The organism is Ideonella azotifigens, assembly GCF_021043325.1.
GTDB classification, from domain to species: Bacteria; Pseudomonadota; Gammaproteobacteria; order Burkholderiales; family Burkholderiaceae_C; genus Ideonella; species Ideonella azotifigens.
The window spans coordinates 514,342-537,656 of sequence record NZ_JAJNKD010000003.1 but is presented as its reverse complement, the minus strand read 5'-3'; the positions used below and the strand labels follow the sequence as shown (position 1 = coordinate 537,656).

Below are 23,315 nucleotides of genomic sequence, written 5' to 3'. Positions count from 1 at the left end.
TGGCCCTCGGCCTCGAGCAGGCCAGGTCTTCAAGGGACGCGCGAACTCAGGTCTCCGCGCGAAAGTTCCGGCCTAATCGGCCACCGGTGGCGAAGTAGTGGCGGAACACGTAGAGCAGCGGGCTCCACTGCTGCGTGTCGATGTGCTGGCTGCCCGGCAGGACAATGTCCTGGTGCGCGTGGACTTGCAGCACCTTGGCTTCGAGCAGCAGGAAGCCGGGGTCGGCGCCGTCCACCACGGAGGCACCATGGGCGGCCAGCAAACGCACCTCCAGTTGCAGCGGGCACTCGGCAATGCGCGGCGGGCCCACGAAGCGGGAGGCCAGCGGCGTGAACTTGGCCAGGGCGAACTTGTCGCCCTCGTGGCGGTAGCCCATGTCCCGCTTGTGACCCGGCACGGGAAACCGGCCGGTGGTGGGCGCCAGCGCTTCCACCGCAACGCATTGGTCGGGCCCTGGCAGGTTGATCACCGCTTCGCCAGAGCGCACGAAGTTCTCGCAGCCTTGGCTCGCCTGCGCCAGGCCCAGCACCAAGCGGTCAGCCAGCGCCCAGACAGAAGACATGGGCGAGAGATTGGCCGCCCCTTCCAGGTTCAGCGTGCTGATCAACGCCACTGGCGTGCCGAAATAGAGGATGGACGGGCACACCTCCACAGAACTGGGAACGCGGGGCGGGGGGTTGGGCAGGACAATCGAGTGCATGGCCTCGACTCTAGGGAGCTTGCCGCCGAAACGCTTCGTTGCACGACGAATCATGCCGGGCCGCGTGCCGCAAAGGCATCAGCATGCCTGCCGCTGCCGCGGCTGCGCATTCAGCCTTCGTAGCGCTTCACCGTGCCCACGTCGCGCACATGCGCCTCCGACGGGTTCTCGCCAAACTCGCGCTTGGCGCGGCGCTGGCGCAGCAGGTCCCAGCACTGGTCCAGCTGCTCGGCCACGTGGCGCAGGCGTTCGGCTTCGGCGCCCGCCGAGGTGGGCGCGGCACGCAGCGTGTGCTCTTCTTCGACGAGCTGGGTGATGTGGTTCAGGAGGGTCTGGTCATTCATGATGAGCGCCTTGTGGTGAGCGTGCAGTGCCGGATGGCAACTTCGTACCATGACGTGTCCGGGCGACGCTGTCATCCGCCATTGGAGAGACCGCTGGCAGCCCATGGGGAAGCCCGCCAGCTCACACCAGGCCCAGGTCCACGCCAGCCTTCAGGCCGGGGAAGACCTGCTGTTGCTGCGCCAGGCTGATGCCGTACTGGCGGCCCCACAGCCCCGCCAGCATGGCGCGGTAGTCGGTCAACGCGGGCATGTCGCGGTCCTGGAACAAGGTGTCGGCGCGCAGCTGCTGCTGCGGGCCGACGACCTTGCCGCCGGCCTTCAGGCCGCCGCCCATCACCCAGTAGACGGTGCCGTGGCCATGGTCGGTGCCACGGTTGCCGTTCTCCCGGAAGGTGCGGCCGAACTCGCTGACGACGATGACCGTGGTGTTCTGCCACTGCGGGCCCATCTCGGTGGCAAACGCCGCCAGGCCGGCCGACAGCTCCGACAGCCGCGTGGCCAAGCCGCCCAGCGCGGCCCCCTGGTTGGCATGCGTGTCCCAGCCGCCCACGTCGATGAAGCCCAATGCCACGCGCTCGCGCATCAGCTTGGCCACCCGCTTGGCTTCGGCCTCGAAGCCCTTGGAGCCAATGGCATTGCGGCTGGCCATGTCCTTTTGCTCGCCCATTTCCTGCAGCACTTCGCGCCGGGTATCGAAGCCGCTGTCGACCGCGCCGGACAGCGGCGTCTGCGCATACATGCTGCGGACCAGGTTGGCCTGGCGTTCGTCCACCCCGCCGCCGCCCACCGAGCGCAGGCCCTGGTTGCCCACGGCCAGTTTGCCCTGGAAGATCAGCGGCAGCTGGTCGGTGAAGGCCAGCGCCTCGCGGCCGGGCTGCTTCTGCACGCCCAGCGTGGTGGCCAGGCGGTTCATGAAGCCGTTGCGGTATTGCAGGCTGCCGCCCACGCCCTGGCCCAGCTCGAAGTTGTCCTGCGTCTCGAAGTGGCTGCGGCTCACGTCTTCGCTGCCGGCAAAAGGCACGAAGGCCAGCTGCTTCTTCTGCCACAGCGGCATCAGGCTTTCGGTGGTGGCCGGCGCCAGCGCCCAGTCGGCGTCCAGCTTCTGCGCGCCATCGCTGCTGCCGTCGGGCTTGGCGATTGAGATGTTAGGCCGGCTCTCGTAGTAGAACGAACTGGTGTAGGGCACCAGCAGGCTGTTGGCGTCATAGGCACCGCGCAGGAAGACGATCAGCGTGCGCGGCAGGTCGTTCGGCCCGGCCCACAGCGAGGTGGACGAGAAAGTGCCGGCCAGCAAGGGCAGGCTGGCTGCGGCGCGGCCCAGCAGTTGGCGTCGGTTCAGCATCACGGTCATTTGCAAATACTCCGCAGGCTCAGCGCCACATGAATTCGGGAGACGACAGCCACAGCGCGTCAGCTTCGCGCGGCGTGGCGGCCTGGGTCAGCGCAAGCTTGGTGGCCTGCGCCAGCGTCGGCTCGATCGCCGCCTTGAACAGTTCGCCGCGTGCCCGCGCCTGCGGCACCTGGGCCAGCGGCGGGTCGCCCTCGGCGCGGAAGAGGTGGTTGTTCACATTGCCGCCGGTGACGATGATGCGCGCCAGCTCGAAACGTGCCGTCAACTGGCCCTGGCCGTTCCAGGCCGAGCTTTCGAGCGGGTAGCCATCGGGCGTCACGCGCATGTAGGGCGCCTCGCCCAGGCGCTGCAGCCAGCCGCGGATCGGCTGCGTGTTGACCACCGTCTGCCCGTCATGGCACTGGCGCACGGCGGACAGCACGAACTGCATCGGGTCCTTGAAGCGCTTGTTCAGCGAGGCCGCGAACTCGGGCGCGGCGAACAGCTCGCGCAGCACCTGGTCGATGCGGCCGTCGCTCGCCAGGTAGCGCGCCGAGAGCTTTTGCACCAGCGCCGGCGAGGGTTCGTCGGCCACCAGGTAGACGGCAATCTTGCGGCAGATGTGACGTGCGGTAGACGGGTGGCGCGCCAGGCGGTCCAGCACGCCGTTCAGCTCGGCCACGCCGCCCTGGCCCTGCACCGTCTCGCCCAGCACTTTCTTCGAACCCGGGTCATGGCGCTGCGGGTTGAACTCGAACAGCCCGCGGCGCAGGTACTGTGCCTCGAACTCGGGCTTCATGCGCGGGTTCTGTTCCTCGATCTGCAGGCCGAAGCCGGTCAGCACACGCGCCATCTCCTGCACGTCCTGCTGGCTGTAGCCGCCGTCCACGCCCAGCGTGTGCAGCTCCAGCAGTTCGCGGCCCAGATTCTCGTTGAGCTTGCCGACGCGGTTCTGGTCGTTGTCCAGGTAGCGCAGCATGGCCGGGTGGTAGACGACCGCGCCCAGCAGGTCTCGGAAACGGCCCAGCGCCAGCGGGCGGATGGTGTCGTCGTAATCGCCCATCATGACCCGCAGGTTGGCCTTCTGGGCGTAGACGTTGAAGTGGTTGAACCAGAACCAGCCCATCTGATCCTGCAGTTGCTCGCGCGCATAGAGGCTGCGCAGCAGTTGCCGGTTGACGGCCTCGGTGGTGAGGCGCGCCATCTCCTGCTGCCAGGCCTGGCGCGCGGCCACTTGCTCGTCGCCTTTCATCGCCACCCAGGCCTTGCGCTGTTCGTCGCTGGCTCGCGCAAGCGCCAGCATTGGCTTGCGGCTGATGTCCAGCGCGTCAATCTGCGCCTTGACCACCGGTGGCAGCGTGGGCGGCCATTGCGGCGTCAGCTGCATTGCCAGCCAGCGCTCACGGCCCATGGCCTGGAATTCCCGCGCCAGGCTGTCGTTGGCACCCCAGGACAGGCGCTCCAGCCACTGCCGGTCTTCCACGCTGACGGGGCCCAGCGGCGTGCCGGGCGCTGGCTCGGGCGTGGCCGGCGCGGGTGCCGACTGCACGGCCGGCGCCGAACAGCCGGTGGCCAGCGCCGCAGCGCCCAGGCCCATGCCGGCGAGCCAGCTGCGCCGGCGCAAGGTGGGCTGGGAGGAGGGGGTCAACATGTGCGCTTCCTGTTCTCGGTGAGTCTTGGGACCGATGCACCGCGACGCGGACATGGGCCATGCGGCCCGGCGAGGCCTTGCCCGCCGGAGAAATGTGACCCGACGGGGCGCTACCCGCCGGAGAAGGTCGATGCGGTTGGAGTGCATCGAGCGCTGCTTGTTCCATCAGGCCAACGCTGGCCGCCCAAACACCGTTGACGCATCGTTGACGCCCGTTGTGTGAAGCGAGGTTTCTAGGGAGACCGTTCAGGGCTCCAGTTGCGCCCACAAGGCCGGCAGGTCCATTGACGCCTCCAGCGAATCCGCCAGCCGCTCCAGGCTGGCTTCGCGCAGGGCGGCCAGGTCCACCGCCGCGGCCTGCCCCAGGCCGGCCCAGCGCAGCAGCGCGGCCTGGGCCTCGGGCTGGTCGAACAGGCCGTGCACATAGGTGCCGAGCACCTGGCCGTCTGCCGACAAAGCCCCATCGGGTCGACCGCCCGCCAGGGTCAGTGCAGGCCGCTGCATCGCCAGCCCATCGCTCAGGCCAAGGTGGATTTCGTAGCCCGTCACCACAGCACCTTCGCCCCAGGTCAGCCGGCCCTGGACCTGGCGCAGCTGCTTCTCGGCCGCCAGCGTGGTCTCGAAGTCCAGCAGGCCCAGTCCCGCTTCGCTGCCACCGCCTTCACGCGCGAGTGGGTCGTGCAGCGCACGGCCCAGCATCTGCAGGCCGCCGCAGATGCCGATCAACTTGCCGCCATAGCGAAGATGGCGCTGGATGGCGGGCTCCCATCCGTTGGCACGCAGCCAGCGCAGGTCGGCCTGCACGCTCTTGCTGCCAGGCAGCACGATGAGGTCCGCAGGCGGAACCTGTTGGCCGGGGCCGATGAAACTCAGGTCAACCTGCGGATGGGCGCGCAGCGCGTCGAAATCGGTGTGGTTGCTGATGCGAGGCAGCACCGGCACGATGACCTTGAGCAGCGGCCCGTCGCCGCCTGCCGGCTGCGCGACCTGGATCGCGTCCTCGGCATCCAGTTGCAGGCCGTGCAGGTAAGGCAGCGTGCCGAACACCGGCTTGCCGGTCTTCGCCTCCAACCAGTCCAGCCCGGGCTGCAGCAGGCCGATGTCGCCACGGAAGCGGTTGATCAGGAAGCCGCGCACCAGCGCCTGCTCGTCCTCTGCCAGACAGGCCAGCGTACCGGTGAGGTGGGCGAACACGCCGCCGCGGTCGATGTCGGCCACCAGCAGGACCGGCACTTGATGCGGCAGCGCAAAGCCCATGTTGGCGATGTCGCGGTCGCGCAGGTTGATCTCGGCCGGGCTGCCTGCGCCTTCGACCAGCACCACGTCGTAGGCCGCGCGCAGCCGGGCGAAGGACTCGGCCACCGCGGCATAGGCCACGCGCTTGTAGTCGTGGTAGGCCCGCGCATTCATGTCGGCCAGCACCTTGCCGTGCACGATGACCTGCGCGCCGGTGTCCGAGCTGGGCTTGAGCAGCACCGGGTTCATGTCGACGGTGGGTGCGACCCGCGCGGCCAGCGCCTGCAGCGCCTGCGCCCGGCCGATCTCGCCGCCGTCTGCCGTCACCGCGCTGTTGAGCGCCATGTTCTGCGGCTTGAACGGTGCCACGCGAATGCCCTGCCGAACCAGTACACGCGCCAGGCCCGCCACGACGGTGCTCTTGCCGGCATCCGACGTAGTGCCCTGCACCATCAGCGCACCTTTCACTTGGACTTGGCCCGCACAGCGTCGAGGCCCTCGCACATCTGCCTGGCACCGAGCAGGATGCGCGGCGTGTGGCGGCTGATCTCGTCCGAGGTCAGCCAGATGACCTGGTTCCTGGCTACCGGCGCAAAGGCCTTCAGGCCTTGCCAGGGCTGCAGGCTGTCGTCGGGCTTGCCATCCGGCGTGCCGGTGGCCAGCACCTCGGGCTGCGTGGCCAGCACCGCTTCGACGCTGGGCGTGGGCACCAGCAGCGGCTGGTCGGCAAAGACGTTGACGCCGCCGCACAGCGAGATCACGTCGCTGATCAAGTGCCCCTTGTTCACCGTCATCAGCGGCTTGGACCAGATCTGGTAGAAAACCTTGACGGGTGGGCGGCCGCTGTAGCGCTGGCGCAAGGCGCCCAGGTCGGCCATGAAGGCATTGGCCGCCGCGTTGGCGGCTGGCTCGGTACCGGCCAAGGTGCCCAGCCGGCGCATGCCGTCTGCAATCGCGGGCAGGCTGTGCGGCTCGCTGTGGAAGATGGGCAGCTTCAGCGCGTGCAGGCGCTCGATCTGGCGCGCCGAGTTGCCGTGCATCCAGACAACGATCAGGTCCGGCTTCAGTGCGGCGATCTGCTCCAGGTCCAGGCTGTGTGCGTCGCCCACCTGCGGCAGCTTCTTCGCGGCCTCGGGGTAGTCGCCATAGCGCACGGTGGCCACCACCTTGGCGCCAGCACCCGCGTCGAACAGCAGCTCGGTGGTGTGCGGCGCGAGGCTCACGATGCGCTGCGCCGGTGCTGGCAACGTGATGCGCTGGCCATCGTCGTCCAGCACGCTGACTGGTGCGGCCATCGCGAGGCCTTGCAAAGCCAGGCCACACACCGCCACCAGGCCGCGCACGGCGGCCTTCCCGAACCACTTCATTCCCACTCCCTCAAGAACTTTTCAAGGCCAGCGCACAGCCGGCCATCACGAATTCCACCCGCGCGCAGTGCAACGCCAGCGCCTGGTGCAGCCGGCCGTTTTCGTCGACGAACAGGCGGTTGCCCGCGCCCATGGGCACGATGCCATGGCCGACTTCATTGCCGATCAGGATCAGCTCACCGCGCAGCGTGGGCAGCAAGGCCAGCAGCGCGGCGCGTTCGTCGACCCAACGCTGGCTGGGCTGCAGCGCACGCACTTCGACATCTGTTTCAGCGTCGAACAGCAGGTTGCTGAGCCACAGCGTCAGGCAGTCGACCAGCAACACGCGGTTCGGCGCGTCCTCGGCCTGCAACGTGGTGGCCAGCGCCTGAGGCGCTTCCACCGTGCGCCAGCCAGCGGGCCGCACGGCACGGTGCGCGGCAATGCGCGCGGCCATCTCTTCATCCAGCGCCTGGGCCGTGGCGATGACCACGACCTCGGCGCCCACGGCCTCGCATTCGGTCGCGCGGCGCTCGGCCAGCGCGCTCTTGCCCGAGCGTGCGCCGCCGATCAACAGCGTGTGCCTCGGCCCGTCGTCCTGCGCCGCCAGCGCGGCGACCTCGGCTTCGGCCAGCGGCATCTCGGGGCGTTTCAACTTCACGGCATCTCCTCGGCCAAACACCAGCCATCACGCGTCGGCCGTAGGGCCAGCAGGCCACCAAAGTCCAGCGACCGTTCAACCGGCGGGTACAGCGGCAGGCCCAGTGCATCGGCCAGCAGCACCCGCATCGGGCCGGCATGCCCGACTGCGAGCACTGCCTCTCCGGGCCTCGAAGCCGCGTCCCGCAAACCGTCTCGTGCAGCCCTCACCCGCTCGGCCAGCGTGGCCAGTGTTTCACCGCCGGGTGGCGCGCGGTGCAGCGGGTCTTCGGCCCAGGGGTCGCTCTGCGCGCGGTCAATGAAGTCCCAGCGCCTGCCCTCCCATTCGCCAAACGACAGCTCGCGCCAGCGTGCATCGGTCGTCAGCCTGGCGGCGTGCGCTTCGGCCAGGTGCTGCGCGAGCAAGGCGGCGCGTTGCAGCGGGCTGCTGTGAACCTCGGCCAGCTTCAGGCCCAGGCGAGCGAGCAAGGCCTGCAGCGCGGCTTGCACGTCGTCGAACGAAGGCTGCGGGGGCGCCAGCAAGGCCACGTCATGCCAGCCGTAGCAAAGCCCGGCAGGCGCGTCCACGCGCGTGTGGCGCAGCAGGATCAAGGCCATGCTTCAGGCCCGCGCCACCCAGGCCAGCAGCACCGCCAGCTCGGCCAGTTGCTGCGTGGCGCCGAGCGCGTCACCCACATAGCCGCCCAGGCGCCTGCGGCAGAAGCGGATGGCCAACCCGCCGACCACAGCGGCGACCAGCCAGGCCAGGCCCACACGCCAGCCGCCACCCAGCAGCAGCCCCGGCAACAAGGCCAGCACGGTGGCGACGGCCAAGGCCGGCAGCGGCACGCCTTGCGCAATCGGTTTGGACTTGGACAGCGCGTCCTCGCGCACATAGTCCAGCCTCGCCATCACCAGCAGTGCCGCCCAGCGGCTCAAGGCGTGGGCACTGAGCATCGCGGCCATCAACGCGCCGAAAGCAGCCCAGTTCAACACCGGCGTCTGCCGCAGCAGCTCGGCCAGCAGCGCGGCCTTCAGCCCCAGCGCCAGCACCAGCGCAATGGCGCCATAGCTGCCAATGCGCGAGTCCTTCATGATGGCCAGCACTTGATCACGCTCGCGGCCGCCACCAAAGCCGTCACAGCTGTCGGCCAGCCCGTCTTCATGGAAACCGCCGGTCATCCACACGCCTGCGGCCATCGCCAGCAAGGCCGCCACCAGCGGCGGCCAGAGCCAGCCGGCACCGGCCAGCACCGCGCCGCAGACCGCACCGACCAGCCAGCCCACCGTTGGGAAATGGCGGGCCGAGGCGTTGAGCTGCGCGGGCGACCAGCCCACCCAGCCGGGCACCGGCACGCGGGTGAAGAACTGCAGGGCGGTCAGGAAAAGGCGCAGCTCGTGCATGCCGGGCAAGCGCTTCAGAAGGTGGACTGGATGGTGCTGGTGGACCACTGCGCGCCCGGCCTGGCCATGTGGGCGCGCCAGCCTTCGGCCAGCGCGGCCTGGGCCTCGGGGTGCTGGGTGGACAGCCGCACCCAGCCCTGCAGGCCGAAGGACTGCGCGTCACGCAGCTTGATGCCCTGCTCGCGCAACTGCTGCAGGCAGCGTCCCAGCGCCGCGGAGGGCACCGGCGGCCTGGCCAGCCAGAACGGCACCACCGACTGCCGCTGGGCCCAGCCCAGTTCGGCCAGCAGCGCCGCCTGCTGCACGCGCCAGTCGATCAAACGCAGCCGCGAATCGGCCAGCCAGCCCTGGACCTCGGGCAGCGGCAGCGCACGCAGCAGCGCCTCGCCTTCGGCCGACACCACCCAGCTGGCGGCCAGCGCCAGCAGCAGGTTGGTGTTGGCAAGACCTGCCTGCAGCGGGGCCAGCATGTAGCCGGCGCGCACGCCCGTCAAGCCCAGCGACTTGTTCGGCGAGAACAGCTGCCAGCACTGCTGGGCCACCGCAGCCGGCACCGGGTCCTGGCCCTGCAGCCGCAGCGGCTCGTAGGCCCGGTCCAGGGCCAGCCAGGCGCCCTGCTGGTCGGCCAGCGCGGCGAGCTCGCGCCAGAAGAGTTCGGGCAGGGTGCCACCCGTGGGATTGCAAGGTTCGGTGATCCAGACTAGCGCCGCCGCCGGCTCGCGTCGCAGCCCTTCCAGCAGCGCCGAGGGTTCGTTCCAGGTGCGCACCGGCAGGCTCAGCGCCAGCGCGGCAGCGCGGTAGTCGCCATAGCCCGGCTCGGGAATCCAGACCTGGCGCCGGCCGCGCTGCGCGGCCGCCAGCGTCAGCCGGCGAATGCCTTCGCTGCTGCCGGCCGTGGGCAGCACGCGCCGGGCATGCACGCCATGGTGCTGGCTCAGCGCCTCGGTCAGCGCGGCGTAGGTGGGATCGGGGTAGCGGGTGCGGTCGGCGCGTGCCAAGCGCTCCATCAGCAGCGGCAGCGGCGGCAGCGGGTTGGCGTTGGTGGAAAAGTCGTGGCGGATGGGCGGCCCGGCGTCGGGCCCTCCGTGCACGGACAGGAAGACAGGCGGCGGCGCCGCCAGGCCACGTTCAAGACTCATGTTTCAGCTCCCATTCGGGGTTCGGCAGCGCTTGGCCAGACCGGCCAGGCTGCGACCCCGTTGTTGACGTCCAGAACCCGAGTATCAACAATATTGACGACGCCAGCATGGCGGCCCCACCTGCAGCACGGGCGCACCAACGTAAGGAAACTGCCGTGTCCTGGCTTTGCGGCAGCGGCGCGCCCTGGTTGAGCACATAAGTGGCCGGTTTTCCCAGCCGCCGGTCCAGCAGCAAGGCCAGCGTACCCATCGGCCAGCCGCCATTCGGTGAAGGTGTTCGACCGGCCTCGCGCCACAGCGCTGCAGTCCCCGGCCAGCGCCAGGCGGCGGCGCACAGCAGCAGCGCCGACAGGCGCGCCGGCAACCACGAGAGCACGTCATCCACCCGCGCCGCCCAGGCGCCAGCCCAGCGCCGGTGGTCACGGTAGCCCCACATTGCGTCCGCGGTGTTGGCAAAGCGGTAAAGCGCCGCGCCTGGCAGGCCGGCCAGCGCGAACCAGCACAGCGGCGCGACCAGCGAATCGTTGAGGTTTTCGGCCAGGCTTTCCAGCGCACTTTCCCGCACCTCGGTGGCTGACAGCTGCGTCACGTCACGGCTGACCAGCCGGCTCAGCCGCAGCCGGCCAGCGTCCAGCGACTCGCCCAGCGCCGCTTCCACGGCCGCCACCTCGTCGTGCAGCATCTGCCAGGCCAGCAGCGGCTTGAGCAGCAGTCCGGCCAACAGGCCTTGCAGCAGCCAAGCCCAGCCGGCGGGCAGGACCGCAGCCGCGAGGCACATCAATCCCCACTGCAGAAGCGCGGCCAGCGCCACCACCCAGGCCGCGCCCACGCTCCAGGTCAGCATGCCGGCCACGCGCGCCTTCAGCGGCTGCAGCGGCCACAGCCGCGGCCCCAGCGCGCCCAGGTAGTGGCCCATCCGCACGACAGGGTGCCAGCGCAGCGGCGGCTCGCCCAGCCAGCGGTCCACCGCCAAGGCGACGGCCACGGCGAGCACCGCCGCACACGCGGACTCAGGACCGGTCCAGGGCAACCAGGCGAACATGCCAGGTTAAGGCTTGAACAAGGCCACCGCGGCAGCCGGGTTCGACGGCAGGTACAGGTGCACAAACGAAGCCCAGAGCCGCCCCTGCTGGTAGACCGCTTCGGGCCGGCCATGGTGGCGCTGGGCCGTGCTGTGGCCAGAGGCCGGCAGCGGGCATTCGTAGGCGGCGTGGTGGAAGGTGTGGCCGCGCACCGTGCCGGCAGCGGGCACTTCGACGCTGTGCATGCCCAGGTTGACCAGCCGCGGCTGCATCAGCGCCTCGCCGGGCAGCAGACCCCACATCGCGGCGCGCCGGCCCTGCTTGTCGGTGAGACCTTCTGCCAGTGCCAGCAGGCCGCCACATTCGGCCACCAGCGGCCGGCCGGCCTGGTGGTGGGCCAGCACGCTGTCCCGTGCGACTTGGGCAGCGGCCAGCACGTCCAGGTGCAGCTCCGGGTAGCCGCCAGGCAGGTACAGCGCCTGCGCGCCTTCTGGCACCGCCTCGTTGGCCAGCGGAGAGAAGAAGCTCAGTTCGGCGCCCAGGTCCTGCAGCAGCGCCAGGTTGGCCGGGTACAGGAAAGCAAACGCGGCGTCCCGCGCGATGGCGATGCGCAAGCCGGCCAGCGAAGCCGTCAATTCGGGTGAACTCGGCGGCGGCGCGAAGCGGACTTCGGGCGGCAACGGCAGGCCTTGCGCCATCAGCGCGTCGGCGGCGGCGTCCAGCCTTGCGTCCAGGTCATCCAGCTCATCGGCTGCGACCAGGCCCAGGTGACGCTCCGGCAGCGTCCAGCGCTCGTCGCGTGCCAGCCCGCCAAACCACGTGATGCCGGGCGGCAGGCTCTCGCGCAGCATCTCGGCATGGCCGGCGCTGCCCACGCGGTTGGCCAGCACGCCGGCCAGCTGCAGACCGGCCGGTGCGCCGGGATAGGTGGCCAGGCCATGCGCCAGCGCGCCGAAGGTCTGCGCCATCGCCGAAGCATTGATCACCGCCAGCACCGGCAGGCCGAAGCGCGCCGCGAGTGCCGCGCTGCTGGCACTGCCGTCGTACAAGCCCATCACGCCTTCGACCAGCAGCACGTCGGCCTCCTGCGCCGCGCGCCAGAGCTGCGCCTGCACATCCGCCTCGCCGCCCATCCACTGGTCCAGCTGCCAGCATGGCGAGCGGGCCGCGCGGGCCAGCACCATCGGGTCCAGGAAGTCCGGCCCGGTCTTGAAGATGCGCACCCGCAAGCCTTGCCGCTGCCAGGCCCGGGCCAGCGCCGCGGTGACCGTCGTCTTGCCCTGGCCGGAGGCCGGTGCGCTGACCAGCAGCGCGCGGCAACGGGCAGGCGACGCTGTCACTCGCCGCGCTCCGAGACTCCGGCCGAGGCAAAACTGGCCATGTCGTTGAGGATGGCCACTGATGCGCGCAGCAGCGGGAACGCCAAGGCCGCGCCGCTGCCCTCGCCCAGCCGCAGGTCCAGCGCCAGCAGCGGCTGCGCGCCCAGCGCGGCCAGCATCGCCTGGTGGCCGGCTTCGGCGGACTGGTGGGCAAAGACAGCGTATTCGGTGATGGCCGGCGCCAGCTTCGCGGCCACCAGCAGGGCGCTGCTGGCGATGAAACCGTCGATCAGCAGCACCATGCCGGCCTGCGCCGCGCCCAGCATTGCGCCGGCCATCATCGCGATCTCGAAGCCGCCGTATTCGGCCAGCACGTCGATGGGGTCAGCGATCTCGCCAGTGCGTGCCGCCGCGCGTTCCAGCACCGCCAGCTTGCGCGCCAGGCCGTCGTCGTCCAGCCCGGTACCCCGGCCTACCGCCTGCGCCAGCGGCACGCCGGCCAGCTTGTGCAGCAGCAGCGAAGCCGCGCTGGTGTTGGCAATGCCCATCTCGCCAAAGCCGACGACGCGGCAGCCGCGCGCCTTCAAGGACTCGGCATGGGCCTGGCCACGCGCCAGCGCCAGCTCGGCCTCGGCCCGGTCCATCGCGGGCTCGACCGCGCTGTTGCGCGTGCCGGGCGCGATCTTGGCGTCCAACAGCGTGGGCTGGTCGCCGAAGTCATGCTTCACGCCCGCGTCCACCACCTGCACCGCCATGCCCAGCTCGCGTGCCAGCACGTTGACGGCCGCACCGCCGGCCAGGAAGTTCAGCACCATCTGCCAGGTCACGTCCTGTGGAAAGGCGCTCACGCCTTCCTCGGCAATGCCGTGGTCGCCGGCGTAGACGACCAGATGCGGCTCGCTCAGCTTGGGCGACAAGCTCTGCTGGATGCGGCCGATCTGCAGCGCCAGCGTTTCGAGGCGACCCAGCGCGCCCAGCGGCTTGGTCTTGCCGTCGATTTTGGCGCGCAGCGCGGCGTCCAGCGAAGTGGGCAAGGCAGCCAGGTTCAGGTTGAGGCTCATCGCAATGCTTTCTGTAAAGGGTTCAGAACTCAAGGCCAGGCTGGGCGCGAATGCCTTGCTTGAAGGCGTGTTTCACGACCTTCACTTCGCTGACGGTGTGGGCCATTTCGATCAAGGCCTGCGGCGCACCGCGGCCGGTCACCACCACGTGCTGGTGGGTGGGCCGGGCGGCGATGTCGGCCAGCACCGTGGCGGTGTCCAGGTAGTCATGCGAGAGCACGATGTTGAGCTCGTCCAGCAGCACCAGGCCGACTTCCGGGTCCCGCAACAGGCCGCGGGCGATCTCCCAGCCGGCCTCGGCACGCTCGACGTCACGCGCCCGGTTCTGCGTCTCCCAGGTGAAGCCTTCACCGGTCACGTGGTAGGCCACTTCTTCGGGGAAGCGGCGGTAGAAGCGCTCCTCGCCGGTGGCAATGGCGCCCTTGATGAACTGCACCACGCCCACCCGCATGCCGTGGCCCAGCGCACGCGCCACCATGCCAAAGCCGGAGCTGCTCTTGCCCTTGCCGGGGCCGGTCATGACCAGCAAGACGCCGGTGTCGGTGTCAGCCTTGGCAATGCGCTGGTCGACCGCGGCCTTGTGCTTTTGCATCTTGGCCTTGTGGCGGGCCTCGATGTCTTCCGGGGTTTCGTCTTGTGTCATGAGTGGGCCAGTGGTTCAGAGAGGGAGCCACCAGCGGTGGCCATCCAAGGTGTGGCAGCGCAGCGGCTGGTCGAAGGCGGCGGAGAGCGTGTCGGCCTGCATCACCTGCGCGACCGGGCCGGCCAGCGCCGGCTCGCCGCCGCCCGGCAGCAGCAGCACATGGGTGGCAACCCGCTCGGCCAGGCTGAGGTCGTGCACCGACATCAGCACTGCGCGGCCGCGCTGGCGCACTTCGTCCTGCAGCAAGGTCAGCATGCGCAGTTGCTGCGCCAGGTCCAGGTGGGCCAGCGGCTCGTCCAGCAGCGCCAGCGGCGGGTCCTGGGTGATGAGCGTGGCCAGGGCCACGCGCTGGCGCTCGCCGCCGGACAGCGAGCGCACGTCGCGCGCCTCGAAGCCGGCCAGACCGACACGGGCCAGCGCGGCCCGCGCCAGTGCATGGTCGGCCTCGCCTTCCCAGTGCCAGCGCGAGAGGTGCGGGTGGCGGCCTTGCAGCACCACGTCCAGCACCGGCGTGGCAAAAGCGTCATGCAACTGTTGCGGCATGAAGCCGCGCCAGCAGGCCAGTTCGTCCAACTTCCAGTCGGCCAAGGGCTTGCCGCCCATCTGCAGCAAACCGGCTGCAGGCAGCCTGGCACCGGCCAGCGTGTGCAACAGCAGCGTCTTGCCCACGCCATTGCGGCCGAGCAGGCACCAGAATTCGCCAGGGCGGATGGTGAATGACAGCGCAGGCACCAGCGAACGCTCACCCACACGGACAGACAAGTCATGCGTGGCCAGCAGGCTGGTGTCCACGCTCGCCGGTGGCGTTTCGCGCTTCATGTCCGCCCTCCCCGCCGCGCCAGCAGCACGATGAAGGTCGGCGCACCGATCAAGGAAGTCACCACACCCACTGGCAGTTGCAGCGGCGCGGCCACGGTGCGGGCCAGTGTGTCGGCTGCGAGCAGGAAGGCTGCACCAGCCAGCGCGCTGGCTGGCAGCAAGAGGCGCTGGTCATTGCCAAACAGCAACCTCAATGCATGCGGCACGACCAGGCCGACAAAGCCGATGGTCCCTGCGGTGCAGACCGCCACCGCGGCGCCCAGCGAGGCCGCGAGGTAGACCATGGCGCGCACTCGCCGCACCGGCACGCCCAGCATCTGCGCCGGGCCGGGGCCGCGCAGCAGCAGGTTCAAATCGCGCGCCCAGGGCAGCAGCGCGGCGCACATCAGCACCGGCAGCGCCAGCAGCCAGCCCGAAAGCTCGCTGCCGGACAGGTCGCCCATCATCCAGAACAGCATGCCGCGCAGCCGCTCGCCGGGCGCCAGGCTGAGGATCAGGCCCACGCCGGCCATCGCGATGGACGAGATCATCACGCCAGTCAACAGCAGGCGTGGCGTGTCGTCCTGGCTGCTGCTGGCGTCCAGCCGGCCCATGTCATGCCGGCCAAGGAAGAACACTGCCGCGACCGCCAGCAGCGCGCCGACCAGCGCCCCGCCCTGCACCGCCCACAGCCCGCAGCCCAGTGCCAGCATGGCCAGCGCGCCCAGCGCGGCGGCGCCGGACAGGCCCAGCACATACGGGTCTGCCAGCGGGTTGCGCAGCAGCACCTGCATCAAGGCACCGGACATTGCCAGCAAAGCGCCGGTGCTCATGGCCGCCAGCGCGCGCGGCAGGCGCAGCCTGTGCAGCACCTCGGCGGCGGGGCTGTCGTCGGGCCACAGCAGCAGGCGCGGCACCTGGTCGAAGCTCAGCAGGCTGCTGCCACTGGCCAGCGCCACGGCAAACACCAGCAGCAGCAGCGCGGCCAGCACCAGCGCTATGCGCCAGGCCCGGCCGCGGCTCATCGGCCGCAGCGCGCGCGGTCCGTGCAACTCGGCAGGCGATGAAGTGGAAGGCGCAGAGGGCATGCAAACAAGCTGGTTGAAATGAGGAACTCAGAGCGACGCTTCGGCCTGGGCCAGCCAGCTCACGGGGCCTTGCAGCCGGAACTGCAGCGTCAGCAGCAGCCGGCCCGCCACCGGCTCGCCGGCCTGCAGCGCTGGCGCAAACCGCCAGCGGCGCACGGCATCCCGCGCAGCCTGGTCCAGCAACCGGGTGCCGGAGGTCTGCGCCCATCGCACTTCGCCCACCAGGCCATCGGCCTGCACCTCGACCCACATCGCCACGCGACCTTCCAGCCCGTCTTCCCGCGCCGCTTCCGGGTAGACCGGCAGCGGGTTGCCAGGCAGCGGCTGAGGTGCGCGGGTCAGGCGAGGTGCCGGATTGGCTGCACTGGCGGCGGATGCAGCAGCCACCAGGACTGGCACGGCGCTGGCGGCCGAGACCGCTGGCGCAGGCGCGGGTGTGGCGGTGCTGGCCAAGGCTTCTGAAATGGCGGCCGCCGGTGGCGCAGGCGGCATGCGGATGGGCACAACCGGTGGCAAGGGCCTGCTCCCAGGCTTCGCAGGCACTGCCACCTTGGGCACGGCAGATGACTTCGCGGCGACCTGGATCATGACCAGGGCCGGCGTGTCCACCTGCACCACCACCTCGCGCGACCGGCTGGCCATGGACCACCCCCACAGCACCAGCCCGTGCAGCACCAGCACCACCGCCACACCGCGCCATCGCGGCGCTGTGGGTACAGGCGGAGCGGTGGTGGCAAGCATGGCAGGCGGCAGGCGGCAGGCGCAGCTCAGTGGCCGATCACAACGGTGGCGTCCAGCGCAAGGTCAGCTGGGCTTCGCGGCCGGGGCTGTTGTAGCCCTGGGCCGTCGTGTAGCGCTTGTCGGCCAGGTTGTTGACACGGCCCTCGACGCGCCATTGCGGCGTGATGGCCCAGCCGGCGAACAGGTCCACCAGGCCATACGCCCCCATGCGCGCGTCCGCGGATTCGACGTCGGCGTCATAGCGCTTGCCAACCCAGGTCAGGTCGCTGCCAACCTGGGCCGTGCCCAGTTGCTGCACCAGGTGCAGGCCACCGAAGACCCGGGCGCGGCGCCGCAGTTGGTCGTCGGTCTCTTCGTTCAGCGGGTCCTGCCAGGTGAAGTTCAGCTTGGCGCGCAGGTCACGGGTGATCTGGCCACCAGCCGTCAGCACCAGGCCCTTGATGCGGGCCTTGGCGACGTTGTGCGGCAGGTAGTCCGGCGGCGCGTATTCGATCAGGTCGGTGATGCGGTTGTCGAACAGCGTGGCGGTCAGGTCGGCGCCACCCAGGCGGGTGTCGGCACCAAACTCGAAGCTCTTCGAATGTTCCGGCTTCAGGTCTGGCGTGCCGAAGCCGGGGTAGTACAGCTCGTTGAACGTCGGCGCATGGAAGGCGGTGCCATACGAGGCACGCACGCGGCTGGCGCCGTCCAGCGCATAGGCCCAGCCGAGCTGGCCGGTGCCGTGGTTGCCAAACTGGCTGTTGCGGTCCTGGCGCAGGTCGATCTGCACCGAGTGCGCGCCGAAGCTGCCACGCCAACCCAGCATGCCGCTGCGGATGGTGCGCTCGGTCACGTTGTAAGGCGTGTCGCTGTCGACTTCCTGCTTCAGGAACTCCACGCCCGCGGTGGCGGTGCCACCTGCCAGCGCCACATGATTGAGCCAGCCAAACTGCTGCTGCGTGGTCTTGAAGGTGCCGGGGAAGGTGCTGTAGTCGTTCGACAGGTCGACCGAGCGGCCCACCACAACGCTGGACTGCCAGCGCTCGCTCAGTTTGCCGGACCACTGCAGGGCCATGGTCTGCGTCACCGTGGTGCTGTAGCTGTCCTGCCGGGTGTCGGCGTCTGGATCCGGACCATCGTCGTAATGGACCTTGCTGACGCTGCGCAGCAGCTTCAACGCAACCTGCTGGTCCGGCCCGAAGTGCTGGGTGATGCCGACATGGCCGCCGCGGTTCAGGTAGCCGTCCTTGTCCGGGTTGTAGCCGTAGGTGTTGTCGGCATTGGTGGCATTGATGCCATCGGTGCGCAGGAAATCGATGCCGGCAGACAGCTCGGTCTGTTCGCCGATGCGGCCGGCGTAGCCCGCCACGGCCTGTTGCAGGTTGTGGCTGCCGCCGGTCAGCGAAACGGTGGCGCCGGGCGAGCGCAGCGCGCTCTTCGTGAAGACCTGGATCACGCCGCCAATGGCGTCAGCGCCGTACAGGCTGGATGACGGTCCGGGCAGGACTTCCACACGCTCGATCAACGCCAGCGGAATGGACTCGAACGAAGCGGTGCCCAAGGTGGCCGATCCCAGGCGCACGCCGTCGACGATCAGCACCGTGTGGTCCGAACTGGCACCGCGCATGAAGATGCTGCTGGTCTGGCCCAGGCCGCCGTTGTGCGTGATCTCCACGCCCCCCATCGTGCGCAGCAGGTCGGTCAACGAACCGGCACCGGCCTGGCGGATGTCTTCGGCGGTGATGACCGTGACCGGGCGCACCGAGTCGCGGGTGACGACCTGGCTGCGGGCTGCCGTCACGACGTAGTCGCTGGCCTCGCTGGCCGGCGCAGTTTGCGCGGCGACATGCAGCGGTGCCTGCAGAAGCAGCGCGAGCGCGGCCGGAACACGCAACGCGGCGTGCGACGAGGAATGGGAAAGGCGCAAGGCGGTGCGCAGGCTCATGGGGACAACTTCCGGAAGTCGCTTTGGCAGGCGCGGCACGGCGCAAGGCAGGCCAAAGGCAACAGCACGGCCACCTGCTTCCCCGCGGGTGGCCGCTACATGGCGCGAGAACATGCTCGCGCCCCCTGTTGGCCGGTATCCGGGCTGGTGGCACCAACCGTGCGGCCTTCCCGAAGGTCTTCACCTTCAGTGGCCAGGAGCACGGGCTGAAACGCTGGCGCAGCTTGCGCGAGGCTTCGTCCACTTACCGTTGCGGGGGCAGCACAGGTTGGGCATCGCCTCGTGGAGGCTGGCCTTCCTGTTTCCCGTTTACCCCGGGCCGCAACGAAGCGCAGCCCAGGCACCAAACAGGTGTCAGTTTACACCGGGGTTACGCGGCGCCCTGCGGGCGCGGGTACAGGCCGTGCACCTGCGCGAAGACGCGGGTCAGCCCCAGCAGCGCGTCAATGCCGGGCGTCGGCTCGCCCACGCGCTGGGCGATCTCGCGCACCGCGCCGACGATGCCGTCGAGCTCGATCGTGCGGCCGGCTTCCGCGTCCTGCAGCATCGAGGTCTTGAAGGCGCCCAGGCTGGCGGTGATGCGATGGCGGTCAGCCGGGGTCTGCTCGATCCTGCAGCCGATGCGCGCGCCGACCCGCGCCGCCTCTTCCATCATGCTGGCGCAGAAGGTGCGCAGCAACGGGTCGCCGATGATCAGGTCCACCGTCGCGCCGGTGATGGCCGAGACCGGGTTGGTGGTCAGGTTGCCCCACAGCTTGTACCAGAGCTCGCGCCGCAATTCGGGGCTCTCGACCACCTCCAGCCCACCGCTGCGCAGCAGCTCGGCGACCTGCTGCACACGCGGCGTGACCGGGCCGGCCGCCGGCTCGCCAATGATCAGCTTCTGCCCCATCTGGTGCGCCACCAGGCCGGGCTCCGGGCACGAGGTGCTGGCGTGCACCACGCAGCCAATGATGCGCGAGACAGGCAAGGCCTGGGCGATGTGGCCACCGGGGTCCACGCTGCCAAGCGGCGCAGCACCCAGCTCGGGCACGCCGGCCGAGAACCACCAGGGAATGCCATTCATCGCCGGCAGCAGCACGGTCTGCGGCCCCAGCAGCGGGCCGATGGCGGGCGCAGCAGCGGCCATCGCCTGGCCCTTGACGGCAATGATCACCAGGTCCTGCTCACCCAGTTCGGCAGGTGTCGCGCTGGCGCGCACCGGCGCCTGAGTCAGCGAGCCGTCGGGGTTGCGCAGGCGAAAGCCGTGCTGCTGCAGCGCCGCCAGCGTGTCGCCCCGGGCCACGACGCTGAGCTGCGCCACGCCGGCTGCCGCCAGTCGTGCGCCAATGAAACCGCCAATGGCACCAGCGCCGAAGATGCAAACCCGCATGGGAAAAGTCCTCTGAGTGAGGTTCATGAAAGGAACAAGACGATAGCGCGACCGGAGGCAACGTCGAACAAGTCCTTCTAGACTTGGCCATCAAACCAAACAAGGAGCCGTCCCATGCCAGCACCCGGCGCGATGCGCTTTGGCTACACCATCCTGTACGTCAGCAAGGTCGAGGCCTCGCTGGACTTCTTCGAGCGCGCGTTTGGCATCGGCCGCCGCTTCCTGCACGAATCCGGCGGCTACGGCGAGCTGGACACTGGCGCCACCACGCTGGCGTTTGCCGAGCACAGCATTGGCGAGGGCCACCTGCCCGGTGGCCATGTGCGGGCCGACCAGTCCGAACAGCCGCTGGGCATGGAGGTGGCGCTGGTCTGCGACGACGTGGCCGAGGCCCACCAGCGCGCACTGGCCGCCGGTGGCAAGGAACTGGCCGCACCGCAAGCCATGCCCTGGGGCCAGACAGTCTCCTGGCTGCGCTGCCCGGACGGCTTGCTGGTGGAGTTGTGCACGCCAATGTGAGGTGGCACTGTTTTTCAGTTCAGCAAGGCGCGCAGCCCGGCGACCAGCCGGTCGAGTTCGGCACGTGATGTGTAGATGGCCGGCGTGACCCGCACCACGTCGCCCCGCGCAGGGCCATTGCGCCAGACGGTGAACACGCCATGCTGCTCGTGCAGCGCGGCAACGATGGCCTGGTTCTCCGCGGCGCTGCCACGCCCGCTGAAGCGCAACGAGGTGATGCCGGCGGCCATGCCGGGCTGGTCCGGCGTCAGGATCTCCAGGCCCGGCAGCCCGCGCACCTGCTGCACCCAATGGTCTCGCAGGCTGCGCAGCCTGGCCTGCTTGGCGCTGGCGCCAATGCGCTGATGCAACTGAAGCGCCGCGGGAATGCTGAGCCAGGCGGCGAAGTTCGGTGAACCGGTGTGGATGCGCGAGCGCACGTCGTCGGCCGGATGGTCGCGGTCGCCGAAATACGGGTCGATGGCGGCTAGGCTGCCTTTGCGGATGTACAGGCAACCGCAGCCCAGTGGCGCGCCCACCCATTTGTGCAGGTTGAAGGCGGCATACGGCGCGCCCAGGTCGGCCACGTCGAAATCCAACTGGCCCCAGGAGTGGGCCGCATCGACGATGGCTTCGGCGCCGGCCGCCCGGGCCATCTCGCTGAGTTCCCGCACCGGCATCACCAGGCCGGTGCTGTGGCTCAGGTGGGTCAGCAGCAGCAAGCGGGTGCGTGGGTGCTGGCGCAAGGCGTCTGCATAAGTGGCGAGCACGTTTTCGCGGCTGGCCGGCTCCGGAATTTCCAGCCTGACCGGCAGCACGCCGCGCCGCTCGCGCAGCCATGCCATCGCGTTGCGCATCGCCGGGTAGTCCAGGTCGGCATACAAGACGGTGTCGCCCGGCTGCAGCCGGTTGTAGCCGCTGATCAGGGCCAGCATGGATTCGGTGGCGCCGCGTGTCAGCGCAATTTCCTCCGGCTCGCAGCCCAGCGCTGCGGCCACGCGCTGGCGAATGGCGGCCATTGCGCTCGGCCAGCCTTCGCGGATCATCAGCGTGTTCTCGAAGTTGACGCGCTCGGTCCAGCGCATGAACGCTTGCCGCACCGGCTCGGCCATCACGCCCCAGAAGCCGTTTTCCAGGTTGGCTGTCGCATGGGAAGTCCGGTAAAGGGCGGCCACAGCGGACCAGAACGCCTCATCATGTTCAGGCGCCTGGGCTGAGACCGCCGGCAGGCCGGCAAGGGCAGCGTCGAAAAACGGGAGATGGAAGTCCGGAGCGGGCATGGGTGGGCCTGTGCTGTGGAAGCCAGGACCTTACCAAGAAGCGGCGGCGGGACAGCGGGACGCCGCTGAAACGCACCTGAACGGTGCCGCAGCCGACAGCAAAAGCGCCTGCTGCTGGCCGTCCCCTGTTCGCGGCGCCAATGTTTCGGGCCACACCAGCGTTCACCGGGCGGCTGCAAGGCCTGGGCACAGGCCTCGGGCAGGCAACGTTCTAGGGGGTTTTCGCTGGTGAAGCCGGCGGAAACCGTGCGCATGCCGGAATTGCGCTCCCACGTCAATCGCTAGACTGCCATGTGCGCTTGGCGCACTGGCTGCTTACCTGTTCCAGGCCGGACATCGTGATGCACTTATGATGTTCGCAAGCAAGGGTTTACCGTCGCGATATCCACGGAGTTGAGGGAACAGGCAGCATGCACACGGTCGAGAATGTCGAGCAACGCGTCATTGGAGTCATCTCTGATTTGACGGAAGACTGGGACGTCGAGCTCGAAGGCGGCATTGGTCCCCAGACCACGATGATTGGCGACATCGGCTTCGCGTCGATCGACTTCATCCAGTTGGTCGTGGCGATCGAAGGCGCCTACAAGACCAAGCTCGGGTTCCAGGACCTGTTGATGAAAAACGGCGCTTATGTCGAGGACCTGAGCGTCGCGCAGATTGCCGAGTTCGTCGCCGGCCGGTTGAACGGCTCGTTGCCGGTCGCAGCGCCCGCGCCCGTGGCGGCCAACACCGCCGTCGTCGCCACGCGGCTGACCTCGATTCCCGAAAGCGAGCGTGTCACCCCCGAGAAGCTGGCCAAGTTCCGCGCGAGCATTGCCACCCGCAAGCTGCGCGACGACGGCACGCCAAAGAATCCGCCGGCGCTGTTCGTGCTGTCGCCTCCGCGTTCGGGCTCGACGCTGCTGCGCGTGATCCTGGCCGGCAGCTCCAAGCTGTTTGCCCCGCCCGAACTGCACCTGCTGCCCTACAACACCATGGGCGAGCGCCTGAAGGCCTTGTCCGGCGAGCACACCGAGCACCTGCTGGACGGCACCGTTCGCGCACTGATGCAGTTGCATGGCTGGGAGCCCGAAGCGGCCCGCGCCTTCGTCTCGAAGTGCGAAGCCGACGACATGTCCACCAAGGCCTTCTACAACCTGCTGCAGCAACCGCTGAAGGGCGAGAAGCTGCTGGTCGACAAGACGCCTTCGTACGTGATCGACGTGGACATCCTGAAGCGCATCGAACAAGACTTCGATCGCCCGCTGTACATCCACCTGACGCGCCACCCGCTGGGCATGATCCGCTCGTATGAAGAGTCCAAGCTGCAGCGCCTGATGCCCATGGTTCAGGAAGCCAGCTTCGGCAGCCGCGAGCTGGCCGAGCTGACCTGGCTTACCGCGCAGCAGAACACCGTGGCCGCAGGTCAGCATGTGCCGGCAGACCGTTGGCTGCAGATCCAGTACGAAGACATCGTCTGCAATCCCTCCGCATCCATCGAGAAGATCTGCAGCTTCGCCGGCATTCCGTACGAAGACGCGATGATCAACCCGTACCAGGAAATGGACCAGCGCATGACCGACGGCGTGGACAACGCCTCGAAGATGAGCGGCGACCTGAAGTTCCACCTGCACAACGCCATCAACCCCGATGCCGCGGTGCGCTGGAAGCAGTTCTACTCCGAAGACATCCTCGGCGCGCAGACCCGCGAAGTGGCGGCGTCACTGGGCTACTGATCTTCCGCATCCCCAGACAGGCTCGCTTCGGCGGGCCTGTTTTGTTTGGGGTGCCAGCTCCCGCA

22 protein-coding genes and 1 riboswitch are annotated in these 23,315 nt (G+C 69.2%); of the genes, 2 read left to right on the top strand and 20 right to left on the bottom strand.

What is annotated here, in order from left to right; translation table 11 throughout:
- Positions 1 to 46: 46 nt before the first annotated feature.
- The 19 genes from LRH25_RS10525 to LRH25_RS10435 form a co-directional block, all read right to left on the bottom strand.
- On the bottom strand, positions 47 to 700 hold the full coding sequence (locus tag LRH25_RS10525; RefSeq protein ID WP_141288887.1) for a flavin reductase family protein: 654 nt from the start codon (positions 698 to 700) through the stop codon (positions 47 to 49).
- 110 nt (positions 701 to 810) lie between these two features.
- Positions 811 to 1,044 carry a DUF2630 family protein gene (locus LRH25_RS10520; RefSeq protein ID WP_141288889.1) on the bottom strand — a complete coding sequence of 78 codons (234 nt, stop codon included), beginning with the start codon at positions 1,042 to 1,044 and terminating at the stop codon, positions 811 to 813.
- Between the two features lie 121 nt (positions 1,045 to 1,165).
- Positions 1,166 to 2,386, bottom strand: a complete 1,221-nt coding sequence (locus tag LRH25_RS10515; RefSeq protein WP_141288891.1) for a DUF1501 domain-containing protein — start codon at positions 2,384 to 2,386, stop codon at positions 1,166 to 1,168.
- A 28-nt stretch (positions 2,387 to 2,414) separates the two neighbouring features.
- Positions 2,415 to 4,025, bottom strand: a complete 1,611-nt coding sequence (locus LRH25_RS10510; protein WP_231011113.1) for a DUF1800 domain-containing protein — start codon at positions 4,023 to 4,025, stop codon at positions 2,415 to 2,417.
- A 246-nt stretch (positions 4,026 to 4,271) separates the two neighbouring features.
- A complete protein-coding gene (locus tag LRH25_RS10505; RefSeq protein WP_231011112.1) occupies positions 4,272 to 5,714 on the bottom strand; it encodes a cobyric acid synthase in 1,443 nt (480 codons plus the stop codon).
- Between the two features lie 11 nt (positions 5,715 to 5,725).
- Positions 5,726 to 6,628 (bottom strand): cobalamin-binding protein, encoded by a 903-nt coding sequence (locus LRH25_RS10500; RefSeq protein ID WP_141289856.1) that lies wholly within the window; start codon positions 6,626 to 6,628, stop codon positions 5,726 to 5,728.
- Positions 6,629 to 6,638: 10 nt separating this feature from the next.
- Entirely contained in the window at positions 6,639 to 7,247 is a 609-nt protein-coding gene (gene cobU / locus LRH25_RS10495; RefSeq protein WP_141289859.1) for a bifunctional adenosylcobinamide kinase/adenosylcobinamide-phosphate guanylyltransferase, read from the bottom strand.
- Positions 7,248 to 7,264: 17 nt separating this feature from the next.
- On the bottom strand, positions 7,265 to 7,864 hold the full coding sequence (locus tag LRH25_RS10490) for a histidine phosphatase family protein (RefSeq protein WP_141289857.1): 600 nt from the start codon (positions 7,862 to 7,864) through the stop codon (positions 7,265 to 7,267).
- Positions 7,865 to 7,867: 3 nt separating this feature from the next.
- Entirely contained in the window at positions 7,868 to 8,650 is a 783-nt protein-coding gene (locus LRH25_RS10485; protein ID WP_141289858.1) for an adenosylcobinamide-GDP ribazoletransferase, read from the bottom strand.
- A 14-nt stretch (positions 8,651 to 8,664) separates the two neighbouring features.
- Positions 8,665 to 9,789, bottom strand: coding sequence for an aminotransferase class I/II-fold pyridoxal phosphate-dependent enzyme (locus tag LRH25_RS10480; protein WP_231011111.1), 1,125 nt, complete (start codon positions 9,787 to 9,789; stop codon positions 8,665 to 8,667).
- Positions 9,779 to 10,831: a CobD/CbiB family cobalamin biosynthesis protein gene (locus LRH25_RS10475; protein WP_231011110.1), complete on the bottom strand. Its 1,053-nt coding sequence runs from the start codon at positions 10,829 to 10,831 to the stop codon at positions 9,779 to 9,781. The genes LRH25_RS10480 and LRH25_RS10475 overlap by 11 nt, the downstream gene beginning before the upstream one ends.
- Before the next feature lie 6 nt (positions 10,832 to 10,837).
- On the bottom strand, positions 10,838 to 12,151 hold the full coding sequence (locus tag LRH25_RS10470; protein ID WP_231011109.1) for a cobyrinic acid a,c-diamide synthase CobB: 1,314 nt from the start codon (positions 12,149 to 12,151) through the stop codon (positions 10,838 to 10,840).
- Positions 12,148 to 13,191, bottom strand: coding sequence for a nicotinate-nucleotide--dimethylbenzimidazole phosphoribosyltransferase (gene cobT / locus LRH25_RS10465; RefSeq protein WP_231011108.1), 1,044 nt, complete (start codon positions 13,189 to 13,191; stop codon positions 12,148 to 12,150). Before cobT ends, LRH25_RS10470 begins: the two co-directional genes overlap by 4 nt.
- A gap of 22 nt (positions 13,192 to 13,213) precedes the next feature.
- On the bottom strand, positions 13,214 to 13,834 hold the full coding sequence (gene cobO / locus LRH25_RS10460; RefSeq protein ID WP_141291848.1) for a cob(I)yrinic acid a,c-diamide adenosyltransferase: 621 nt from the start codon (positions 13,832 to 13,834) through the stop codon (positions 13,214 to 13,216).
- Between the two features lie 15 nt (positions 13,835 to 13,849).
- The gene (locus LRH25_RS10455; RefSeq protein ID WP_231011107.1) at positions 13,850 to 14,653 is read right to left on the bottom strand and encodes an ABC transporter ATP-binding protein; all 804 of its coding nucleotides are present in this window, start codon (positions 14,651 to 14,653) and stop codon (positions 13,850 to 13,852) included.
- Positions 14,650 to 15,720 (bottom strand): FecCD family ABC transporter permease, encoded by a 1,071-nt coding sequence (locus LRH25_RS10450; RefSeq protein ID WP_231011106.1) that lies wholly within the window; start codon positions 15,718 to 15,720, stop codon positions 14,650 to 14,652. Before LRH25_RS10450 ends, LRH25_RS10455 begins: the two co-directional genes overlap by 4 nt.
- A 27-nt stretch (positions 15,721 to 15,747) precedes the next feature.
- The gene (locus LRH25_RS10445; protein WP_231011105.1) at positions 15,748 to 16,461 is read right to left on the bottom strand and encodes an energy transducer TonB; all 714 of its coding nucleotides are present in this window, start codon (positions 16,459 to 16,461) and stop codon (positions 15,748 to 15,750) included.
- 37 nt (positions 16,462 to 16,498) lie between these two features.
- A complete protein-coding gene (locus LRH25_RS10440) occupies positions 16,499 to 18,385 on the bottom strand; it encodes a TonB-dependent receptor domain-containing protein (RefSeq protein WP_170200748.1) in 1,887 nt (628 codons plus the stop codon).
- A gap of 113 nt (positions 18,386 to 18,498) precedes the next feature.
- Positions 18,499 to 18,748, bottom strand: a riboswitch (cobalamin riboswitch).
- 7 nt (positions 18,749 to 18,755) lie between these two features.
- The gene (locus LRH25_RS10435) at positions 18,756 to 19,757 is read right to left on the bottom strand and encodes a 2-dehydropantoate 2-reductase (RefSeq protein WP_141285666.1); all 1,002 of its coding nucleotides are present in this window, start codon (positions 19,755 to 19,757) and stop codon (positions 18,756 to 18,758) included.
- A gap of 132 nt (positions 19,758 to 19,889) precedes the next feature.
- Here LRH25_RS10435 and LRH25_RS10430 point away from each other — a divergent pair, with 132 nt between their 5' ends.
- Positions 19,890 to 20,276: a VOC family protein gene (locus LRH25_RS10430; RefSeq protein ID WP_141285690.1), complete on the top strand. Its 387-nt coding sequence runs from the start codon at positions 19,890 to 19,892 to the stop codon at positions 20,274 to 20,276.
- Between the two features lie 14 nt (positions 20,277 to 20,290).
- Here the strand turns inward: LRH25_RS10430 and LRH25_RS10425 are convergent, their stop codons facing one another.
- Complete coding sequence (locus tag LRH25_RS10425) at positions 20,291 to 21,535, bottom strand: aminotransferase class V-fold PLP-dependent enzyme (RefSeq protein WP_141285668.1); 1,245 nt, start codon at positions 21,533 to 21,535, stop codon at positions 20,291 to 20,293.
- A 410-nt stretch (positions 21,536 to 21,945) separates the two neighbouring features.
- Here LRH25_RS10425 and LRH25_RS10420 point away from each other — a divergent pair, with 410 nt between their 5' ends.
- Positions 21,946 to 23,250, top strand: coding sequence for a sulfotransferase (locus LRH25_RS10420; RefSeq protein ID WP_170200749.1), 1,305 nt, complete (start codon positions 21,946 to 21,948; stop codon positions 23,248 to 23,250).
- The last annotated feature ends 65 nt before the right edge of the window (positions 23,251 to 23,315 follow it).

Coding starts and splice junctions, on each gene's coding strand:
- LRH25_RS10480 (WP_231011111.1), bottom strand. CDS start 9,789: ATGAGTCTTGAACGTGGCCTGGCGGCGCCGCCGCCTGTCTTCCTGTCC.
- LRH25_RS10510 (WP_231011113.1), bottom strand. CDS start 4,025: ATGTTGACCCCCTCCTCCCAGCCCACCTTGCGCCGGCGCAGCTGGCTC.
- LRH25_RS10500 (WP_141289856.1), bottom strand. CDS start 6,628: ATGAAGTGGTTCGGGAAGGCCGCCGTGCGCGGCCTGGTGGCGGTGTGT.
- LRH25_RS10515 (WP_141288891.1), bottom strand. CDS start 2,386: ATGCTGAACCGACGCCAACTGCTGGGCCGCGCCGCAGCCAGCCTGCCC.
- cobU (WP_141289859.1), bottom strand. CDS start 7,247: ATGCCGCTGGCCGAAGCCGAGGTCGCCGCGCTGGCGGCGCAGGACGAC.
- LRH25_RS10505 (WP_231011112.1), bottom strand. CDS start 5,714: ATGGTGCAGGGCACTACGTCGGATGCCGGCAAGAGCACCGTCGTGGCG.
- LRH25_RS10435 (WP_141285666.1), bottom strand. CDS start 19,757: ATGCGGGTTTGCATCTTCGGCGCTGGTGCCATTGGCGGTTTCATTGGC.
- LRH25_RS10520 (WP_141288889.1), bottom strand. CDS start 1,044: ATGAATGACCAGACCCTCCTGAACCACATCACCCAGCTCGTCGAAGAA.
- cobO (WP_141291848.1), bottom strand. CDS start 13,834: ATGACACAAGACGAAACCCCGGAAGACATCGAGGCCCGCCACAAGGCC.
- LRH25_RS10430 (WP_141285690.1), top strand. CDS start 19,890: ATGCGCTTTGGCTACACCATCCTGTACGTCAGCAAGGTCGAGGCCTCG.
- LRH25_RS10525 (WP_141288887.1), bottom strand. CDS start 700: ATGCACTCGATTGTCCTGCCCAACCCCCCGCCCCGCGTTCCCAGTTCT.
- LRH25_RS10490 (WP_141289857.1), bottom strand. CDS start 7,864: ATGGCCTTGATCCTGCTGCGCCACACGCGCGTGGACGCGCCTGCCGGG.
- LRH25_RS10440 (WP_170200748.1), bottom strand. CDS start 18,385: ATGAGCCTGCGCACCGCCTTGCGCCTTTCCCATTCCTCGTCGCACGCC.
- LRH25_RS10455 (WP_231011107.1), bottom strand. CDS start 14,653: ATGAAGCGCGAAACGCCACCGGCGAGCGTGGACACCAGCCTGCTGGCC.
- LRH25_RS10450 (WP_231011106.1), bottom strand. CDS start 15,720: ATGCCCTCTGCGCCTTCCACTTCATCGCCTGCCGAGTTGCACGGACCG.
- LRH25_RS10425 (WP_141285668.1), bottom strand. CDS start 21,535: ATGCCCGCTCCGGACTTCCATCTCCCGTTTTTCGACGCTGCCCTTGCC.
- LRH25_RS10475 (WP_231011110.1), bottom strand. CDS start 10,831: ATGTTCGCCTGGTTGCCCTGGACCGGTCCTGAGTCCGCGTGTGCGGCG.
- LRH25_RS10445 (WP_231011105.1), bottom strand. CDS start 16,461: ATGCTTGCCACCACCGCTCCGCCTGTACCCACAGCGCCGCGATGGCGC.
- LRH25_RS10420 (WP_170200749.1), top strand. CDS start 21,946: ATGCACACGGTCGAGAATGTCGAGCAACGCGTCATTGGAGTCATCTCT.
- LRH25_RS10485 (WP_141289858.1), bottom strand. CDS start 8,650: ATGCACGAGCTGCGCCTTTTCCTGACCGCCCTGCAGTTCTTCACCCGC.
- cobT (WP_231011108.1), bottom strand. CDS start 13,191: ATGAGCCTCAACCTGAACCTGGCTGCCTTGCCCACTTCGCTGGACGCC.